Source organism: Demequina sp. TMPB413, assembly GCF_020447105.2.
Lineage (GTDB): Bacteria > Actinomycetota > Actinomycetes > Actinomycetales > Demequinaceae > Demequina.
Genome location: NZ_CP096184.1, coordinates 1,268,592 through 1,283,165, shown reverse-complemented (window position 1 = coordinate 1,283,165; position 14,574 = coordinate 1,268,592). Strand labels below are relative to the sequence as shown.

Genomic DNA, 14,574 nt, shown 5'->3' with positions numbered 1-14,574 from the left:
CGGAGAGTACTCAGAGGGCCAACGCGCCGACTCACTAGGAGAAGAGAACCCAGGCGACGCCGAACACTAGAGTGAGGTAGCCGATCGCGAGTGCCGCGAGGGCGACCCCATCATTCTGCGCCTGGCCGCGGGATGAGGCATTCAGTGCAAGGTGTCCGAACAAGATACCCAACGGGGCGGCGACGAGCAGCGAGCACACCAGAGCAACAACTGCCATCCAGTTCTTCTCGGTGCGTGCCAAGTGGGTCGCGAGGTCGGGACTCTGGGCCGTCTGGGTTCGCGCTGATGCTCCTGAGACTCGTCGCGGCATCAAGATCTCGAACGGATCGTCGGATCGCCTGTGGTCTGGAAAACCCGGTTCGCTCACCTCCCACCGGAGGGGGCGTTCGGCGCTTAGTGGACTATCGACGCCTTCGGCATCTGAGTCTCGTGGCATCTTCGTGATCCCCCTCCGTCTCGCTTCCCGGGGCTGAGTCCCGCTTCTCCGCAAGAGTTCGCCCTCGATCCGCAGGAAGGCTCTGCTTCCACCGCAAAGTACCACGCTGCTAGTTCGCCCCGACTATCCGGGACGATCAGTCGTCTTTCTCGGTCCATGCGCACGGCTCCCGCTAGCCTCGTTCCATGACCGTCGAACCCGACCCGAGCGTCGTCCGTCTCTACCGCCCCACGGGCTCGGCGGAATGCGACCTGGTGCAAGCGTCGGGCTGGCTGGCGTGGCCGCCGCGTCTGCCGGAGCAGCCGATCTTCTACCCGGTGCTGAATGAGTGGTACGCCACCAAGATCGCGCGTGAGTGGAACGTGCCGCACGCGGGGGTGGGGTGCGTGATGGAGTTCGACGTGGATGCCGCGTACCTGGAGCGCTTTGCCGTGCAGCAGGTGGGCGGTCGAGACGTGCTCGAACTGTGGGTTCCTGCGGAGGAGCTCGAGGAGCCGTCCACAACCCGCGTGGGCACCGCTGAGTTCAGGGCCTCGTTCGCTGCCGAGGCATGCGCGTCCGTCGACCCTCCGTCAGCAAACAGCTGCGCTACCTACGGGCCGACGAGCCAGTAGTCGTATCCGAGTTGCTTGCACGAGGCCGGAACGTCGTACTCGGCCGCGGAGGGGAGTCCTCCCATGCCGCCTAGGCCGTAGTCATCGTCCCTGGCAAAGGCCCGGATATCCACCGGGGTACGGGGGAATACGGGAATGAACCGCTCGCCATCGGACTCAAAGACCAGGCAGTTCTTCTCGATGACGAAGGTGCCCTCGAGTAAGGCTGAACTGAACATGCCGCTCTCATCGGTATTCACCCACGTCGCGACATCAAGGTTGACCGTTCCGTTGGCTCCATCGGTACTGCAGCCCGTGGTGAGTGCCACCAGCGCTGCCGCCGCGACAACCGCACGTCTCATGCGTTCATCTTGTCGCCTTACTGCCCGTCCTACAACCACCCGTTGTTCGGGGCGACCACGACAGCCCCCTCGCGGTTGGCGGCGCCGGTCTTGCCGATCGCGGATGGCAAGTGATTGCGCACGGTGCCCTCGGATAGCACGAGTCTGGCGCGATCACCGCGACCGGCGACTCGTCTCGCGCGGCGCGCAGCACGTCGGCCCGCTACCGTGCCTGGAGCCGCGCAAGGAGCACGTCGCGATCCTGGAGTAACAATGCGGTGTCGCCACGGTTGGCAACACCAGGAAGCCTTGCGATGGGGTTGTCGCCGATTCGCAGGTTCAGAGGCTCCCGCGCGCCGTTGTTGAGGTTGACCACGTAGGGACTCCGCGCGTGCTGCACGTCAGTCCCGAGTACGGCGACCTTGCCATCTCGAACGAGGATTGCGTCGGTCGACGAGCCCAGGCCGCGAAAGGCGGTGACCAAGCCTTCGCGAATTCTGAGGATCGGGAAGTCGGTATAGGTGCAGGCGTACACATCGGAGCCGTCCGTGGTGAGCGCGTAGCAGTCGGCGATGGCATAGTCGGTGGACTCGGTCATGGCCCACGTGACCTCGAAGTCGCGGTCAAAGCAGACGATTCCAGGAGCTCCGATCGGAACGTTGCGGAGGCCCCAACCGAGGTTGCCGAACACTCCCTCGTCAAAGTACCCGACCCACACATTGCCGTCGTCGTCGATCTGGATATGTTCAATCCCATCGCCGATAACGCCGCGTCGGACGAGCGAGCCGTCCGGCGCGTAGAGGTAGGCGTTCTGCTCAGCGACCCCTTCGGTGAACGTGCATCGCGACCCCACCACAAGGATCTCGCCCGTATCGGCGAATCGAGCGACCTGGGGAAACGTCGCGAAGCAGGCGCCGAGGATGCTGACTTCTTGGGCCCTCGGTGTCCAGACGTGGGCGGTGACTCTCAGGGGTTCTGTCGTCGACGTTGTGGGGAAGATGGCCTCGTCTGGATGCGCGGTGGTGGAGGTGTCTGCCGCCACATCCCGAGGTTGAGCCCAAAGCGTCGTGACCACGGAGTCGGCACCCAACGACCGCGCGAGGAGCGTGGCATCCGGATCGACTCCCTCGATGTGGCCCGCAAGGTCGAAAATGAGCTGCGCCATAGCGACATGCTAGGGCGTTGCGTGCCCGCTACCCTCGTGCCACGACCACCGAATCCGACCCGAGCGTCGTCCGTTTGTACCTCCCACGAGGCCTGCGGAGTTGGCATTCGTGGAGGAGTCAGGCTGGCGTGCGTGGCCGCCGCGTCTGCCGGAGCAGCCGATCTTCTACCCCGTGCCGAATGAGTGGTACGCCACCAAGATCGCGCGTGAGTGGAACGTGCCGCACGCGGGGGTGGGGTACGTGATGGAGTTCGACGTGGATGCTGCGTACCTGGAGCGCTTCCCTGTGCAGCGGGTGGGTGGCCGAGACGTGCTCGAACTGTGGGTACCTGCGGAGGAGCTTGAGGAATTCAACGCGCCCATCGTCGGCCGAATCCGTCAGATTGCCAGGTATGACACGGTGGAGGACTGATCGCGAAGCGCCAAATTGTGGAGAACGCCGACCACCACGTCGGCTTGTGCAAGCATCGGCAGGATGGAGGCCCCTTGGCAGGTCGAGGCGGCGAGCGGCGACTTCGCGCGCTTCGCACGTTCCCTCCGCGAGTACGAGCAAGTAGTCCTTGATGCGGCCATCACCAAAGTGCTCGCCGTCGAAGGCCCCGCCATCTGCGAGTCGGAATGGGGCAAGGCTCTTGGCCGCGGGCTGTACGAGTTCCGCATTCGCAAGAGCCTCGACGCGATTCTGCAGGCCCGTGGCGTGGCGCAGGCGCGAGGCGGGAAGCGGCCGGTACTCCTGCGCGTGTTCTGTGCCTTTGAGAGAGGGCGGGTGGTGCTCCTGCTGGGCTGGTACGACAAGGACAAGGACTCGTCGGGGAGCCGTCAACAACGCGAGATTGCCGCTGCGCGCCGCGTGCTCGCTGAATAGAACCGAAAGCAGGGGCCTTGACGGAGTATGTCACAAAGCACATACTGAGTTCTCAAGGAGGTTGACATGACCCGCTCGTACGAGTCGCTCTCTGCCGAGTTGCGGCAGGGCTGGAGCGAGGATGCTCGCCGCGTCCACGAGGCTGTCTCGCGCGAGTTCGCCGCCGAGGTGGCCGCGCGCCGGGCCGTCGGCGCCGCCGTCGCGCGAGCCCGCAAGGCCTCCGGACTCACGCAGGTGCAACTCGCGCAGGCCGCATCCGTCCAGCAGGCCGAGGTCAGCCGCATCGAGCGCGGCCACGCCAATCCGACGGTGGCCACGCTGGCGCGCATCGCGGCGGCGACAGGCTCGCGGCTGGAGCTGGTGGCTGTGGGCAACCGTTCCGTTTAGGCCGCTGTTCCGCGCGATGTGGAACAGGTGCTGAGTGGAACAGCAACCGGGTTGCACGCCATGCACGGGCCGTTGCGGACTGTGCCCCGGTGCGCCACAGTGTTTCCGTGGCGGATAAGCAGTTGGTTGAGGCGCAACGCCGCAGTTGCGCCCGGTTCGCGTTCGACACCGCCTACGGTGTCGACGTTCAACTCAAACGACTCCGGATATTCGACATGCACGATGCGTTCGTGAATGCCCAGCGCGAGGCCGACGCCCAATACCTGGTAGTTGCTCTATGGCGACTCCGCATGGCCGCTGGAATGTGCGCCACGCTCAGCAGCAACGATGAGCGCATCGTTGAGGCTCTCGCCACCTACGACACGGCCTTCCCCAGGCTGAAGAATCTTCGCGATGTGTTGATGCATTACGACAACTACGCGCTCGCAAATGACTCGCGGCGCAACACGGACCCAGTCACCGGCAAGTTGATCAATCGCAGCGATATCGAGTCACTCCGGACCTCCCCCGATGCGGTGGCGTGGCTAGGGGAGTCCTACAGCCTCGCCGACATCGAGAAGCAAAGCAGAGCGCTGTACGTCGCGGTGACGGAAGTGTTGGGTCACTCGGGGATCGGCTGAGTTGCCAATCGACGCGTATTCCGCACCCATCCGACGCATGGGGCAGGATGAGGAGCATGAACGAGGGGGAGCGAAAACGGCTTGGTGGACTCCGCGCCACACTGCTGGTGATCGGCGGCGTGATTGCGTCGGTGATCGCGACATCGATGATGGTGATGCCCACGATTCGGGGGCCTTGGGACGAAGGGCCTCCCGAGATGACGGGCTCGGAGCAGAGACACTTCTGGACGGCCGCAGTAGTGCTGTGGGGCATCCAACTGGGCTTGCTCGCGGTGGCGTGGAAGTTCCGGTCCGCGCCAGTGGGAGTGATCGGATCGTTTGCGTTGCTCGCGGCGATCGTGATGACGTCTGTGCTGATCTCGCCGTTCCACGAGTCCGCTGCGCCAGCCGACCGTGAGGCTCCCGAGCAGCATCGACCGGTGTGTTACAGCGGTTCGGGGGACTGCCTCGGAGGGTAGGCGAGTGCTCGCGTTCTAGGAGACGCAGCCGCATGTCGGACGTCGCTGATAGCATGACCTATCAGTGGAGGTGGCCATGTCTGAATCGCTTGCGGAGCAGATGTTCGCGGACGCGCTTGCGGCCGAGCGGTTGCGCATCGAGGCGCGCGCCAAGCTCGTGGGTGCTGTCAGGCGAGGCGCGGCTGCGGGCATGAGCCAGCGCGAGATCGCCCGCGCGGTGAATCGCAGCCAGCCCGAGGTCGCTCGTCTGTTGCGCTTCTTCCCCACGAGCGAGCGGGGGAGGGCACTCGCCAAGCATCGGCGCGAGGTGATCGATCTCGCCGAACAGCACGGCTTCCGCAACGTGCGCGTGTTCGGTTCGGTCGCTCGCGGCGAGGACGGGCCCGGGTCCGACATCGACCTCCTTGTGACTTTTCCTCGCGATGCCTCGCTGTTCGACATCGGGGTCCTGGAGGGGGAACTCGCCGCGTTGCTGGGGGAGAGGATCGACCTCGTCCCCGACGACGGCCTGCGACCCCACTCGCGTGACCAGATTCTCGCCGAAGCAGTTGCTCTGTGAGTAAGGACGACGCAAGTTACGCTCTGGCGGCGCTCGAGCACTTGGCAGTTCTGAAGAGTCACGCGGCCTCCGCGGGCGCCGAGGAGACCCTCCAGTTCGATGCGATCTGCATGCGACTCGCGGCTGCTATCGAAGATGCATCGCGTATCGGCGAGACGGCCAGGCTTCGGGTGTTTGGCGCAAAGTGGCCCGCGATGTGGTCGACTCGGAACCGCATCACGCACGGGTACGCCTTCGTCAGCCGCGACGTCATCGCGGCGACCGTGGAACGAGACCTTGACGACTTTGGGGCCGGGCTTTCCAGGATTGTGAACGGTTCCGAAACGGCACCTGGGCATCGCTGACACGCGTGAGCCAGCCAACGCCCCGCACATCACGGTTTGGCAAAGACCCTTGCGCCGCCCCTGGTGCCAGCCCTAACGTCGTCGCTTGTGCCCACCGATGGGCACAGCATCGGCCACCGACGAGACGACAGAAAGGGGTGCACCTTGGTAGATCAGATGACCTTGCGGCGCGGCTTCACAGCCATTGCGTCGGAGCACCTCACGTCCGTCCGCGGTGACTGCCTCGGCGGGCCTGAGGGCCAGCCGACCGCGCGCTCCTAGCCGCGCCACCCAGCCTGCCTCGAGGTAGGGCGACACGCCCGCCACGCGGCATTCCTTCGCTCCCGGCCCCGTCCAGGAGCCAAGGCCTCAAAGCGAGCCGAAACTGCGTCGGCGACCCCTGTCGCCGACCGTTTCGCGGCTTCGCGCGCCCTCCAAGGGCGTCCGCCCCCGCCTGCTCGCTCACCTTCCATGCACCACCCACATCCCACCCCGGGCCAGGAACCCCTGTCCCGGATCACAGAAAGAAAAGGATCATGTTCACGCTCAACCTCAAGGCCTTACTGGCCAGGGGCTCCGACGAGGGCTTCTACGCCCCCGGCGCGGGACCCCCCAAACGCGGTGTGCCTCGCAAGACGGCCGACGCTGTCGGCGACGTCTCCGAGGCGAGCCGCACCCCCAAGCGCGAAGCGCCGACGCCGGTGAATGGCTTTGGCGCCACCGGTGGCTGGGGCTCGTGGTGACGCGGCGGCGTGCGCGCCTCCGCGTCACCCGAGACGCCGCTCTCGACGGCGAGCTGGAGGATCTCGACTGGCAGGATCGCACCGAGAGGCTCCAGTCTACGTCCCGCTCTTCGTCCCGGCCGACATTCCTTCCGTGCGAGACCACTTCTGGGGCCACCCGATTGGGGGCTTTCGACGTCACGCACATGGTCATAGGATTCGAGGCGTCTCACGGGCTGAGAACACGCTCCTCACCCCGTGAGTACACGTCCTTCATCGGGCAAAGAGGGGAAGTGAAGCGGGATGAGCACCAGATCGAACACGGGAGCTCGGTGGACGCTGGCGTACCTGACGGTTGCGGTCGCACTGGTCCTGGCATTCACGGGTAACGTCCAAGCGAAAGCAGTGACCTACTCTTGCTATGCCTATGGTTGGCCCCACGAGTCCCACGTTGTCTACTACGAAGGTGTGAACTCAACCTGGTCCGGCTACTTCGACACCGCTCGTTCGCGGTGGAACAACGCTGGCGTCGGCGCAAACATACAGCTCACAACACTGCCCACTTCGACAAAGCCCTACGTCACCGCGGGCCGCTACAGTTCGTCGTGGTACGGGTACTACACGCGGTACAGCAACCGATATCGCATCCAGGTGAATGCACGAGTGCTTGACGAGAACACCTCGTCGACCGCGCAACTGGCCACGTGGGCAAAGGGGACCACAACTCACGAGTTCGGCCACGCGCGCATGTTGAAGGACAACCCGCTGACGTCGAACCCCAACGGCTCGCTCATGAACTACAGCCGCAACCGCGACACCGTGGTATCGCCCACGTCCTACGACAAGGCGTACACGATCGCGTGCTTCGACTGACACAGAGAGGATGTGCGATGAAGACTCGCCTGCGGATGATAGGTCGGCACCCACTCACCTTCGTGGCGCTGGTCGTCTTGATCTTGCTTGTGGCAGCAATTGTCGTTCCGCGGATTCCGCTGGGCGGCACGGCTTCCGCCCTGCCCGTCGCATATGTAAACGCGGACTACCCAACCTATGAGACGTCCGCGAAGGCTCTCGACGCCGCCGAGGCGGTAGTGGCCGTCGAGTACGTGGATTCCTGGTTCGACACGCTCTACCCTGACGTCGATACTTCCATCAAAGACCCTGCGCGCAACCCGCAGGCCGGGATCGACCAAGACGACATTGACCTGACGGCCATGGGCGTTCCGGTGGTTGTCTCTCAGGTGGTTGTCACGGAGGTGTTCTCTGGCAAGGTTGAGGTGGGGCAGACGCTCGAAGTGCAGCAACTGGGCGGCCCCGACAACGGAGTGATGGTTGTTGAGGTCGGCGCGCCGCTTCTCGGCGATATTGTCAAGGAGCGACGTGTAGATCAACTGGTGCTGTTGCTGGACAGGTGGCCTGAGGGGCACTACACGGCGCTGAATCCAGACCAAGGTGTGTTGGTCTTGCGCGGTGATGAGGCGGTCTCGTCTGCAACGGGCGCTTCAGGAACGGTGACGCGCATCAGTCTTGAGGAGTTGCGGCAACTGTCGAGGCCGTAACTGTCTCGGATGAGCTTGCCTGGCCGAGCAAGGCAGGTGTTCCGATAATGGCGTACACCGGAACGATGTCGATCGTGCGGTCGTGATGAGCGAACCCATCAGCCGCAAAGGGCACTTCGATTGGCTCACATTGGGGGCGGCGCTGCTCAGTCTCTTCTTTGCCCTCCACCTCCTCCTTGTGTCCGCTTTCGCGAATAGCGGCTGGGGAGAGTCAGGGATCACCTCTTCGGATATCAGGCAGTACTGGTCCGAGGCGGGTCTGCTGATTGCTGTCCAGGCGGGGCTGTTGATCAGGTCGATCGTGCTGCGTCGAGGTGGCCTCGTGTCTCTCTCAAGCGGCGACTGCTGGGGCGGCTGAACGCGGGCCGCGCCTCCAACCCTTCCCGACGCCCCAGCTAGGCTCGCAACGTGATCCTCACCATCACCACCACGCACACGCCGGCCACGGACCTGGGCTTCCTGCTGCACAAGCACCCCGAGCGAGCGCAGTCCTTTGACCTCTCCGTAGGCACGGCCCACGTGTTCTACCCAGAGGCCACCGACGAACGTTGCACCGTGGTGCTCCTGCTGGAGGTCGACGCGCTGGAACTCGCCCGCAACTCGGGCCGCACCACCATGGACGAGTTCACGCTCGGCCAGTACGTCAACGACCGCCCCTATGCGGCGTCGTCCCTGCTCGCGTCGGCCATGAAGCGGGTGTTCTCCACCGCCGCCGCCGGCACCCTGAAGTCCAACCAGGCGCTCGCGGACTCCGCCATCCCGCTCGAGATTCGCATCCCCGCGCTCCCATGCCGGGGTAGCAGTGAGTTCGCGCGCGAACTGTTTGAGCCGCTCGGCTGGGACGTCGCGGCGCACGCCGTGCAACTCGACCCCGAGTTCCCCGAGTGGGGCGATTCGCGCTACCTGGACCTCACGCTGAGTGGCACCCTTCGCCTCGCCGACGCTCTGCGCCAGCTCTACGTGCTGCTGCCCGTGCTTGACGACGCCAAGCACTACTGGGTAGGCGACGACGAGATCGACAAGTTGGTGCGACACGGCGAGGGTTGGCTGGGCGAGCACCCGTTGCGCGACGCCATCGCGCGGCGGTATTTGGCCCACCAGAAGGGGCTCGTTAACCAAGCACTCGACCGGCTCGTGGAGTCGGGAGGGGAGGACCCCGACGCTCTGCCCCCGGAATCCACTCCCGCAGAGGAACTGCCGCAGCCCCGGGCGCGGCTCGCGTGGACCCGCAGGGACGCGATCGTGGCCGAACTCAAAGCCCTGGGAGTACGCAGCGTGGCCGACGTCGGCTGTGGCGACGGTGCGCTGCTGCGCCCACTGCTTGCCGACCCGTCCTTCAACCGCGTCATCGGCACCGACGTGTCCGCAACCGCGCTCGCGCGTGGGGCCCGCAGGCTCCACGTTGACGGCATGAGCGAACGTCAAGCCCAGCGCCTCGCGTTGATCCAGTCGAGTGCGACCTACCGGGACAAGCGACTCGAAGGCCTGGACGCGGTGGTGCTGATGGAGGTCATCGAGCACCTCGACATCGACAGGCTGCCCGCGCTCGAGTCCGCGATCTTTGGACACGCGCGGCCGCATCACGTGATCGTGAGCACCCCCAATCGCGAGTTCAACGTCCGCTACGACGGGATGGCCGAGGGCGTGCTGCGGCACCCCGACCACCGGTGGGAGTTCACGCGAGACGAGTTCACCACGTGGGCCACGTCGGTGTGGCAAAACTATGGTTACCGCGTCAGTATCAGCGGCATCGGCGACGCCGACGCTGTACTGGGTTCACCCACGCAGATGGCGGTCTTTAGCAGGGTCGATTCAGCGGACGACGCTCAGGATGGGGTGGCAGCATGACGCGCCGCATCGAGATCCCGGAGCTCGCGCTTGTGTTGCTGATCGGCATTTCCGGCTCGGGCAAGTCCACGTTCGCCACGCGCCACTTCTTGGGCACCGAGGTGATCAGTTCGGACACCGCCCGCGGCCTGGTGAGCGACGATGAGAACGACCAGAGCGCCACCGCCGATGCTTTCGACGTGGTGCACTACCTCGCGGGCAAGCGCCTGGCGCGAGGCAAGATCGCCGTGATCGACGCCACCAACATCCAACCGGCAGCGCGCCAGTCCCTCGTGGCAGTCGCGCGCGAGCACGACGTGCTACCAGTCGCGATCATCTTCGACGTGCCAGAAAAGACCTGCGTGGAACGCAACCAAGTGCGCGAAGACCGCGACTTTGGCGCCGAGGTCATCAAGCGTCAGGCGGCGACGATGCGCCGACACCTCAAGGGGCTGGGCCGCGAGGGCATCAGGGTTACGCACACCCTCACGGCTGGCGAGATCGACGACGTCGAGGTGGTGCGCACCAAGCTCTACAACGACTTGCGCCACGAGTCGGGTCCGTTTGACGTGATCGGCGACGTGCACGGCTGCCGCGCAGAGCTCGAGACGCTGCTGGAGACGCTCGGTTACGCCATCAGCAGGGACGGCGAGGGCCGCGCGATCGATGCGGCGCACCCCGACGGAAGGCGTGCCATCCTGGTGGGCGACCTCGTGGACCGCGGGCCAGACACGCCTGGGGTGCTCCGGCTCGCCATGGGGATGGTGCGCGCGGGCCACGCTTTGGTGGTCTCCGGCAACCACGAGGCCAAGCTGGTGCGCGCGCTGTCGCGCAAGGACGTGACTGTCTCTCACGGGCTGCAGGGCTCGCTCGACCAGCTCGCGCAGCAGCCAGAGGAGTTCGTGGCCGAAGTGCGCGAGTGGATGGACGGGCTCATCTCTCACTACGTGCTGGACGGCGGGCGCCTGGTGGTCTCGCACGCGGGCCTGATTGAGAAGTACCACGGTCGGGCATCGGGACGGGTGAGGGCGTTCTGCCTCTACGGCGACACCACGGGCGAGACCGACGAGTACGGGCTTCCCGTGCGCTACCCGTGGGCCAACGAGTACCGCGGCAAGGCGATGGTGCTCTACGGCCACACGCCGGTGCCCACCGCCGAATGGATCAACAACACGATGTGCCTGGACACCGGTTGTGTGTTCGGCGGGTCGCTCACCGCCCTGCGCTATCCCGAACGCGAGGTCGTGTCCGTCCCCGCCGAGCGGATGTACTACGAGCCCGCCCGCCCCTTGGTGGAGCCGGTCGACGAGCGCGAGCCAGGCTTGCTGGACATCGACGACGTGCTGGGTACCTCCGGCGTCGACACCGCGCTCGCAGGCCGGGTCTCGGTACGCCCGGAAAACGCCGCGCCTGCCCTCGAAGTCATGAGCAGGTTCGCCGTCGCCCCCTCGTGGCTCATGTACCTGCCGCCCACGATGGCGCCGGTGGAAGCGTCGGCCGTCGACGGGGTCTTGGAACACCCGGCGGAAGCCTTTGCCGCGTTCCGCAAGCACAAGGTCGAGCGAGTGGTGTGCGAAGAGAAGCACATGGGTTCCCGCGCGGTCGTGGTGATCGCGCGCGACCTGGAGGCCGCGAGGCGTCGCTTTGATGAGCGGGGTGAGCGCACGGGAGTGGTCTATACGCGCACGGGCCGCGAGTTCTTCGCGGGGGAGCTGGGCGCTGAGCTTGTGCGGCGCATCACGACCGCCGTGGAGCGCGCAGGGCTCTTTGACGAGCTCGGCACGGACTGGCTTGCTCTCGACGCGGAGCTATTGCCCTGGAGCGCCAAGGCGCAAGGGCTGTTGCGCGCCCAGTACGCCCAGGTGGGCGCCGCAGCGCGCGCATCGATGCCCGTCGCGCTCAACGCCTTGGATGCGGCATCGGCGCGGGGAGTGGACGTGGCCGCGCTGCGGGAGCGGTTCGCCTCGCGCGACGCTAACGCCCAGCGCTTCGTGGACGCCTACCGTCGCTACTGCTGGCCGGTCGACGGCCTGGACGGCGCGCAGTTGGCCGTGTTCCAGGTGCTCGCTTCCGAGGGCAGAACCTTCGGGGAACGGGAACACGCCTGGCACATGGACGTCGCGGACCGTCTGGTGGCCGCGAACGGAGAGCTCTTCCGCACCACGCGCCGCACCTACGCCTCGCTCGACTCCGAGGAGGAGTGCGCGGCGGCGACGGCGTGGTGGGAAGAACTGACAGGCGCCGGGGGAGAGGGCATGGTGGTCAAGCCCGCGCTCAACCTTGACACGTCACGAGCCCAGCCGACGCAGCCGGGACTCAAGGTGCGCGGGCCCGAGTACTTGCGCATCATTTACGGTCCCGACTACCTCGAAGCGGACCATCTCGCGACGCTCAAGAGGCGAACGGTGGGGCGCAAGCGCTCCCTTGCCTCGCGCGAGTACGCGCTGGGTATCGAGGGCCTGCGTCGCGCAGCCGCGGGGGAGCCGTTGTGGCGCGTCCACGAGTGCGCCTTCGCCGTGCTCGCCTTGGAGAGCGAACCGATGGACCCTCGGCTTTGACGCAGCGCACCGCCCCCAAGCGCGCAATTCCGCGCACCCATCCCCACCGTCGGCGAGGCGACTGTTACGGCACGTTGGCCCCGCCGTTGACGTTGATGACCTCGCCCACCACAAAGCTCGACTCAGGTGAGGCGAGGAACACGTACGCGGGCGCCTGCTCCACCGGTTGGCTGGTGCGGCCCAGCCACGAACTGTCGCCAAAGCCGTTGAGCTTCTCCTCCGGCTGACCGTCGGACACCTGCAGGGGAGTCCACACCGGGCCGGGCGCGACCGCGTTCACGCGAATACCGCGCGGTGCCAAGTCTTGAGCCAGCGCCTTCGTGAAGCCGTTGATGGCGAACTTGGTGGACGCGTAGTTGATGATCATCGGCGACGGGTTGTAGCCCTGCACCGAGGTGCTGTTGATGATCGTGGAGCCAGGGCCCAGGTGGGGGAGAGCGTCCTTGGTGATCCAGTTCATCGCGTACAAGTTGGTCTTGATGGTGCGCTCCAGGTCATCCTCGTCCAGGTCGTCGAAGGACTGGTGATACACCTGGTGAGCGGCGTTGTTGATCAGGATGTCGAGCCCTCCGAGCCCCTCCACCGCGTCGGCCACCAGGGTGCGGCAGAACTCCCTGTCGCGAATATCACCTGGTAGGAGAACGATCTGCCGACCCTCAGCGCGGACCACCTCCGCAATGGCGTCGGCGTCCACCTGCTCCTCCGGCAAGTAGTTGATGGCCACGTCGGCACCTTCGCGCGCAAACGCGATGGCCACGGCAGCGCCGATGCCGGAGTCGCCGCCCGTGATGAGTGCCTTGCGGCCGATGAGCCTGCCGGTGCCGCGGTAGGAGGTTTCGCCGTGGTCTGCCTTGGGATCGAGCTTTGCGTCCAACCCTGGCACTGGCTGCCAGGAGGCGTGGGGCACGATGTGCGAGTGGCGCTCGACGGGGTTGTCAAAGGTGAGCTGGTCGGGGGACATGCGCTTCTCCTTGAGTGAGGTGGTCAGAAGAGGCCGTCGCGCTCGACACAGACGACGCGCGGGGGAGGCCTCCGTTGGCCCGGTGCGATAACGATATCCAATCGGCGATGGGCGCGCCGAGGAAAGACGTGCAACGCCTGGGAGACGGGCTTCGCTACAGCCCGTCCGTCATCGCCGTCTCGCCGAGCGGGTTTGCGCCCTGAAGAGTGCCAGCCACCGCGTCGTACGTGAAGAGGGCCACCCGCGATTGCTCAGCGACCTCAAGCGCCTCCGCGTCGTACGAACCCGCGGTGAAGAACAAGCCTCCGCGCCCGTCGGCCGCCGCAAGCGCCGCCAGTTCACGCACGGCTTCCGCATCGACAGTGCCGTCATCGTTGACGACTCGCGCCACATGCCGTGCGCCCATGGCACCGACCACCGCACCGGGCGAGTGAGGAGCGGCCGCAGCGTCGGCCTCGCCCAGGTGGCGCATCCAGGCCGCCACGAGCTGACCCGCGCCGCCTTGCGTGACGCCGAAGGGTTGGCCGGCCGGCGCGGGGGCGCCCGTGAAGTGGCTGGCGGTGGCCAGTGGAGCGCGGGCAGCGGCGGTGGGGGAGGCTGCGTCCGCGCTCGGGGCGCTCGGGGCGGTCGGCGCGTCGGCGTGATCCTCCGTGTCCGCGTCGGCCTTTGCCACGGGGGTAGTGCCCGCATCTGCGTACGTCTCCGCGGCGGCGTGGCGTGCAATCTCCAAGAGCCGCCCCGTCTCGACCTCCCGAGCACGCTGAGCGTCGGCAAATCGAGAACTCGCGCGCACCGCGATCACAATGAACCAAATGACACCGGCGAGCATGCCCACGGCGCCGAGGCCCGGAACCAGTGAAGAGTCATCGGTGCCTTGGCGCGGCGTGGTCGTGATGGCGATGACCAGGCCGGCCACGGCGAGGCCGATGGGCGCCAAGAAATGCCGTCTGCGCCACGCCTTGATCTTGCTCTGCTGCGTCTGTTGAAACTCGCGCGTGAGGCGAATCACGTCGGCCGTCACGTCGCCAAGTACGAAGGATTCCATCGTGGCGCCCTCGACGGGGTTGCTCGCGAACGAGCGAGCAGCTTCCTGTCCCAAAGCCCTGGCAGCGGCGTCGCGGGTGCTGCCGTACGCGTACTCGTCCATGTGACAGAACGTAGCGCACGCGTCCCGCAAAGCCAGGGCGGCACGAGGGCGAC

General features: G+C 66.0%; 20 protein-coding genes and 1 pseudogene. 14 read left to right on the top strand and 7 right to left on the bottom strand.

The window, feature by feature from the left end; translation table 11 throughout:
• Positions 1-34: 34 nt before the first annotated feature.
• Positions 35-217, bottom strand: coding sequence for a DUF4190 domain-containing protein (locus LGT36_RS06230; RefSeq protein WP_226095403.1), 183 nt, complete (start codon positions 215-217; stop codon positions 35-37).
• Between the two features lie 404 nt (positions 218-621).
• On the opposite strand from LGT36_RS06230, the gene LGT36_RS06225 reads away from it, so the two are divergent.
• On the top strand, positions 622-1,050 hold the full coding sequence (locus LGT36_RS06225; protein WP_226095404.1) for a hypothetical protein: 429 nt from the start codon (positions 622-624) through the stop codon (positions 1,048-1,050).
• Here the strand turns inward: LGT36_RS06225 and LGT36_RS06220 are convergent.
• The 3 genes and pseudogenes from LGT36_RS06220 to LGT36_RS06210 all read right to left on the bottom strand — a co-directional run bounded on the left by LGT36_RS06220 (position 1,029) and on the right by LGT36_RS06210 (position 2,535).
• On the bottom strand, positions 1,029-1,391 hold the full coding sequence (locus tag LGT36_RS06220; protein WP_226095405.1) for a hypothetical protein: 363 nt from the start codon (positions 1,389-1,391) through the stop codon (positions 1,029-1,031). The genes LGT36_RS06225 and LGT36_RS06220 overlap by 22 nt on opposite strands.
• 29 nt (positions 1,392-1,420) lie before the next feature.
• Positions 1,421-1,587: pseudogene (locus tag LGT36_RS06215) on the bottom strand (LuxR C-terminal-related transcriptional regulator); the annotation flags it as partial.
• Positions 1,588-1,593: 6 nt separating this feature from the next.
• On the bottom strand, positions 1,594-2,535 hold the full coding sequence (locus LGT36_RS06210; RefSeq protein ID WP_226095406.1) for a hypothetical protein: 942 nt from the start codon (positions 2,533-2,535) through the stop codon (positions 1,594-1,596).
• 109 nt (positions 2,536-2,644) lie between these two features.
• Here LGT36_RS06210 and LGT36_RS06205 point away from each other — a divergent pair, with 109 nt between their 5' ends.
• From LGT36_RS06205 to LGT36_RS06175, 7 genes are all read left to right on the top strand, one after another.
• Positions 2,645-2,947 (top strand): hypothetical protein, encoded by a 303-nt coding sequence (locus LGT36_RS06205; protein WP_226095407.1) that lies wholly within the window; start codon positions 2,645-2,647, stop codon positions 2,945-2,947.
• Positions 2,948-3,010: 63 nt separating this feature from the next.
• The gene (locus LGT36_RS06200) at positions 3,011-3,400 is read left to right on the top strand and encodes a hypothetical protein (RefSeq protein WP_226095408.1); all 390 of its coding nucleotides are present in this window, start codon (positions 3,011-3,013) and stop codon (positions 3,398-3,400) included.
• A gap of 66 nt (positions 3,401-3,466) precedes the next feature.
• Complete coding sequence (locus LGT36_RS06195) at positions 3,467-3,787, top strand: helix-turn-helix domain-containing protein (RefSeq protein WP_226095409.1); 321 nt, start codon at positions 3,467-3,469, stop codon at positions 3,785-3,787.
• 107 nt (positions 3,788-3,894) lie between these two features.
• On the top strand, positions 3,895-4,407 hold the full coding sequence (locus LGT36_RS06190) for a hypothetical protein (protein ID WP_226095410.1): 513 nt from the start codon (positions 3,895-3,897) through the stop codon (positions 4,405-4,407).
• Positions 4,408-4,463: 56 nt separating this feature from the next.
• Complete coding sequence (locus tag LGT36_RS06185) at positions 4,464-4,865, top strand: hypothetical protein (protein WP_226095411.1); 402 nt, start codon at positions 4,464-4,466, stop codon at positions 4,863-4,865.
• Positions 4,866-4,941: 76 nt separating this feature from the next.
• Positions 4,942-5,424, top strand: coding sequence for a nucleotidyltransferase family protein (locus LGT36_RS06180; RefSeq protein ID WP_226095412.1), 483 nt, complete (start codon positions 4,942-4,944; stop codon positions 5,422-5,424).
• Positions 5,421-5,768, top strand: coding sequence for a HepT-like ribonuclease domain-containing protein (locus LGT36_RS06175; RefSeq protein ID WP_226095413.1), 348 nt, complete (start codon positions 5,421-5,423; stop codon positions 5,766-5,768). The genes LGT36_RS06180 and LGT36_RS06175 overlap by 4 nt, the downstream gene beginning before the upstream one ends.
• A 72-nt stretch (positions 5,769-5,840) precedes the next feature.
• Here the strand turns inward: LGT36_RS06175 and LGT36_RS06170 are convergent, their stop codons facing one another.
• Positions 5,841-6,074, bottom strand: a complete 234-nt coding sequence (locus tag LGT36_RS06170) for a hypothetical protein (RefSeq protein ID WP_226095414.1) — start codon at positions 6,072-6,074, stop codon at positions 5,841-5,843.
• A gap of 209 nt (positions 6,075-6,283) precedes the next feature.
• Here LGT36_RS06170 and LGT36_RS06165 point away from each other — a divergent pair, with 209 nt between their 5' ends.
• The 6 genes from LGT36_RS06165 to LGT36_RS06140 all read left to right on the top strand — a co-directional run bounded on the left by LGT36_RS06165 (position 6,284) and on the right by LGT36_RS06140 (position 12,413).
• A complete protein-coding gene (locus LGT36_RS06165; RefSeq protein WP_226264541.1) occupies positions 6,284-6,490 on the top strand; it encodes a hypothetical protein in 207 nt (68 codons plus the stop codon).
• Positions 6,491-6,772: 282 nt separating this feature from the next.
• A complete protein-coding gene (locus LGT36_RS06160; RefSeq protein WP_226097210.1) occupies positions 6,773-7,342 on the top strand; it encodes a hypothetical protein in 570 nt (189 codons plus the stop codon).
• Positions 7,343-7,359: 17 nt separating this feature from the next.
• A complete protein-coding gene (locus LGT36_RS06155; protein ID WP_226097209.1) occupies positions 7,360-8,028 on the top strand; it encodes a hypothetical protein in 669 nt (222 codons plus the stop codon).
• Between the two features lie 85 nt (positions 8,029-8,113).
• Complete coding sequence (locus tag LGT36_RS06150; RefSeq protein WP_226097208.1) at positions 8,114-8,386, top strand: hypothetical protein; 273 nt, start codon at positions 8,114-8,116, stop codon at positions 8,384-8,386.
• Between the two features lie 50 nt (positions 8,387-8,436).
• Positions 8,437-9,876 (top strand): 3' terminal RNA ribose 2'-O-methyltransferase Hen1, encoded by a 1,440-nt coding sequence (locus LGT36_RS06145; protein WP_226097207.1) that lies wholly within the window; start codon positions 8,437-8,439, stop codon positions 9,874-9,876.
• A complete protein-coding gene (locus LGT36_RS06140; RefSeq protein ID WP_226097206.1) occupies positions 9,873-12,413 on the top strand; it encodes a polynucleotide kinase-phosphatase in 2,541 nt (846 codons plus the stop codon). The genes LGT36_RS06145 and LGT36_RS06140 overlap by 4 nt, the downstream gene beginning before the upstream one ends.
• Positions 12,414-12,477: 64 nt before the next feature.
• Here LGT36_RS06140 and LGT36_RS06135 read toward each other — a convergent pair whose 3' ends face one another.
• Entirely contained in the window at positions 12,478-13,374 is an 897-nt protein-coding gene (locus tag LGT36_RS06135; protein WP_226097205.1) for an SDR family oxidoreductase, read from the bottom strand.
• A gap of 154 nt (positions 13,375-13,528) precedes the next feature.
• Positions 13,529-14,521: a restriction endonuclease gene (locus LGT36_RS06130; protein ID WP_226097204.1), complete on the bottom strand. Its 993-nt coding sequence runs from the start codon at positions 14,519-14,521 to the stop codon at positions 13,529-13,531.
• Positions 14,522-14,574: the final 53 nt, after the last annotated feature.

What these genes read in the sequence shown, in the direction of transcription:
- LGT36_RS06230 (WP_226095403.1), bottom strand. Translation starts at nt 217, where the DNA reads ATGGCAGTTGTTGCTCTGGTGTGCTCGCTGCTCGTCGCCGCCCCGTTG.
- LGT36_RS06225 (WP_226095404.1), top strand. Translation starts at nt 622, where the DNA reads ATGACCGTCGAACCCGACCCGAGCGTCGTCCGTCTCTACCGCCCCACG.
- LGT36_RS06220 (WP_226095405.1), bottom strand. Translation starts at nt 1,391, where the DNA reads ATGAGACGTGCGGTTGTCGCGGCGGCAGCGCTGGTGGCACTCACCACG.
- LGT36_RS06210 (WP_226095406.1), bottom strand. Translation starts at nt 2,535, where the DNA reads ATGGCGCAGCTCATTTTCGACCTTGCGGGCCACATCGAGGGAGTCGAT.
- LGT36_RS06200 (WP_226095408.1), top strand. Translation starts at nt 3,011, where the DNA reads ATGGAGGCCCCTTGGCAGGTCGAGGCGGCGAGCGGCGACTTCGCGCGC.
- LGT36_RS06195 (WP_226095409.1), top strand. Translation starts at nt 3,467, where the DNA reads ATGACCCGCTCGTACGAGTCGCTCTCTGCCGAGTTGCGGCAGGGCTGG.
- LGT36_RS06185 (WP_226095411.1), top strand. Translation starts at nt 4,464, where the DNA reads ATGAACGAGGGGGAGCGAAAACGGCTTGGTGGACTCCGCGCCACACTG.
- LGT36_RS06180 (WP_226095412.1), top strand. Translation starts at nt 4,942, where the DNA reads ATGTCTGAATCGCTTGCGGAGCAGATGTTCGCGGACGCGCTTGCGGCC.
- LGT36_RS06165 (WP_226264541.1), top strand. Translation starts at nt 6,284, where the DNA reads ATGTTCACGCTCAACCTCAAGGCCTTACTGGCCAGGGGCTCCGACGAG.
- LGT36_RS06160 (WP_226097210.1), top strand. Translation starts at nt 6,773, where the DNA reads ATGAGCACCAGATCGAACACGGGAGCTCGGTGGACGCTGGCGTACCTG.
- LGT36_RS06155 (WP_226097209.1), top strand. Translation starts at nt 7,360, where the DNA reads ATGAAGACTCGCCTGCGGATGATAGGTCGGCACCCACTCACCTTCGTG.
- LGT36_RS06150 (WP_226097208.1), top strand. Translation starts at nt 8,114, where the DNA reads ATGAGCGAACCCATCAGCCGCAAAGGGCACTTCGATTGGCTCACATTG.
- LGT36_RS06140 (WP_226097206.1), top strand. Translation starts at nt 9,873, where the DNA reads ATGACGCGCCGCATCGAGATCCCGGAGCTCGCGCTTGTGTTGCTGATC.
- LGT36_RS06135 (WP_226097205.1), bottom strand. Translation starts at nt 13,374, where the DNA reads ATGTCCCCCGACCAGCTCACCTTTGACAACCCCGTCGAGCGCCACTCG.
- LGT36_RS06130 (WP_226097204.1), bottom strand. Translation starts at nt 14,521, where the DNA reads ATGGACGAGTACGCGTACGGCAGCACCCGCGACGCCGCTGCCAGGGCT.